The 2,624-nt window shown below is 57.9% G+C and carries 2 protein-coding genes; both read right to left on the bottom strand.

All coding sequences use genetic code 11. The annotated features are described in order from the left end of the window. Nucleotides 1–447: 447 nt before the first annotated feature. On the bottom strand, nt 448–2,412 hold the full coding sequence (locus E8A46_RS17665; RefSeq protein WP_291563398.1) for a tyrosine-protein phosphatase: 1,965 nt from the start codon (nt 2,410–2,412) through the stop codon (nt 448–450). After that, nucleotides 2,409–2,531 (bottom strand): hypothetical protein, encoded by a 123-nt coding sequence (locus tag E8A46_RS17660; protein ID WP_291563396.1) that lies wholly within the window; start codon nt 2,529–2,531, stop codon nt 2,409–2,411. The genes E8A46_RS17665 and E8A46_RS17660 overlap by 4 nt, the downstream gene beginning before the upstream one ends. Between the last annotated feature and the right edge of the window lie 93 nt (nt 2,532–2,624).

Raw genomic sequence — 2,624 nt, 5'->3', positions numbered from 1 at the left:
GACCGCAAAAGCGCTCGGCCTCACCATTCCATCGGGCGTGCTCGCTATTGCCGCCGAGGCGGTCGAGTAACGGCTTGCCAGATGTCGCATATGGGTCAAAAGGCGAAATACTCTGAAAGAGCACATGTTTTCCGCTGTTGCTCCAGCAACGGACATCGCTCAACAGGGTCAGCATGTCCGTTCAGTGCCATGAAGAGACATCGCACTTTTGAAAAATGAAAGACGCCTTCAACGAATGCATCCGGTGAGGGCCGCGGAAGAATCACTATGGCGGCGGAAGCTTCCATTTGGATCGATCATACTTCCGCCTCGGCGTGGGCGGCCTCACGGGAGGCCTCGGCAGCACGTTTGCGCGCGCCTTCCGCGCGTGTCCTCGCGCCGATGATCCGGCGACCGTAAATCATCTGGCGCGATCTGAAGCTCTTCGACGGCACGACGGCCGCCGCGCTAGAATTTGTAACCAATAGACAGTTGCGCGTTGATGCCGGAGCTTGTTTCGGCAGCGTATACAGCATTGACCGCGGCCTTGACGGTGAAGGCACCGTGCTGGGCAGTGACGGCCAAGCCGACTTTCATCAGGTATTGGCTGTCGTAGGCTGAATATTGGCTCACATTGAAACCGTAAAGCGTCCCGGTGCTCTCGACTTGGGGATTACCGAGTGCCTGCTCATAACCGACAGCGACGGAAGGCGCTATGGTCCAATCATCCAGTTTTTGAGGATCAAGGCTGACATCCAGATCGGCCAACACGTTGGAAGACGTATGTTTGATGCGATTGACGCCCAGGGCGAGTTCACTGCCGCTTTCGTCGAAGCTGCCGAGGGTTACCTGGGTAACGCGAACCCCTAATTGCGGCGTGATGATAAATGGAGCCAGGCGAATGACGTCGCCAACATCAGCCCCGCCGCCGTAAACGGCGCCTTTGGTGTTGCCTTGTGTGGTCCCCAGGCCTCCACCCAGGGCGCGCTTGCTTTGGTAGTCGACCCAACCAACATTCGCACGCGCCGCCACGTAAGGACCGGCTTCAAGAGTCGAAAAACCGTAACGTCCGCCAATCGTGGCCAGAGCAGTGTTGACATCGGCACTGGCGCCGGCGCTTCCTACCGAACCCAAAATATTGCCGAGGCCTAGATAGGCGCTGGCCTGGTCGCCAATGCGGTAAGTGCCTCCCATGACCGTGCCGGCGCTTCGCTCCGTGCTGCTGGCAAAGCCGGTACGACCATCGGACCCAAAATAACCCCCAAGGCCGGCCAGCCAGATACGAGTCTGACCTACGTCAAGATCCCGGCCGCTCGTATAGGGCGCGATCGCACCATCGACCCACAGGGGCTGGCGCAACAAATACGAGACGGCATCGGCGTGAACCTGACCGCCAACCTGCGTCTCGACGCCCCCCAGCGTGCCCATGTCTATGGCCGACTGCAGATAGTAATTGTAGGAGGTATAGTGGCCCGACAGTGGCGAGTTCTGTAACGCGTTCAGGAACGCGGCGCCGCTGGCGGCATTGCCGGCTAACCCGCTTTGCCCGGGCAATGTCGAATAGTAGACCATCTTGGCGCGCAGAACGTAGATGTCGGCCTGGGTGAGCCCCAGCCCCTGAATCAAATAAGCATTCAACGAACCATATGACGCGATCACCTGGTCGAGCCCGGCCTGCAAGAAGCCACGCCGAACACCCAGCATCACTTTATAGACTTCGCCGGGATAGTCTTTCAGGATCTGGGCGATGGACGCAGCCATATAGTTGTTGCTGGCCAGATAGTCCTGCATGATGGTCGTCGGCGATACGCCGGCTATGCTCTGCAGGAGCATAGACGTCCACCCGGTACGGTCCTTGCCTCCGGAACAGTGATACAAGGCGGGATCGGCCTCATTGGCCAAGTCGATCAAGACCGTGTGAAACGCCGCTCGCTGGACCGGATCGGTCACAAAGTTTTGGTAGGTGGTCTTCATATAGGTGACCGCGGACGCCTTGTCGGTCACTGGCGGCGTCGACGTCGACGTCGACGGCGGAGAAATAGTGCCATAGATATTGACCCAGGTATAATTGGTCCCAATCGGCAAAATATCGATCCCGGCGTTCGGCGAGAAGGGAAGACTGGCCGGGCCGGTAATCTCCGAGTTTGTCCGCAAATCGATATCCAGGCCGATATGCAACATTGAGAGGGTTGCCCAATCCGCGGGGTTAAGCTGGCTCAGGGCCTCGGAGCGATAAAAAACCCCGGTTCGCATCACGCCATTGTTGCTGGTCGTGTCGACGAATCCGGTTCCTCCATTACCCGCCGAGATTCCCGCAAGGTCCCTGAAATTTTCATCTGATTGCAGGATTGGCGTTGAAATCGCCTGCTGAGCCGATGCCGGTGCGAAAGATAAAAGCACCATTGAAGTGGTGCAAACCAAAATGTTTCTCATCGCGACCACATCGCGATCTCGTTTTCTCGCTTTGCATCGTCGGCTTTGCGCTTTGCACGGGCGTTCGCGACGGCGGCTCGTTGGGCCAGCGGGGCCTGGATGCGTTTCTCGGTGTTCACGGCTAATGATCCTTCGATTCCGTCGGGCAGTTCCTCGATTACTTTTTGTGATCTTGCTTAAGAACAGGTGTAGACGTCACGGCGCGCCTGTCT

The sequence above is a fragment of the Bradyrhizobium sp. genome, from assembly GCF_004799445.1.
Taxonomy (GTDB): domain Bacteria; phylum Pseudomonadota; class Alphaproteobacteria; order Rhizobiales; family Xanthobacteraceae; genus Bradyrhizobium.
The sequence above is the reverse complement of the archived record's forward strand: the minus strand, read 5'-3'. Positions and strand labels throughout refer to the sequence as shown.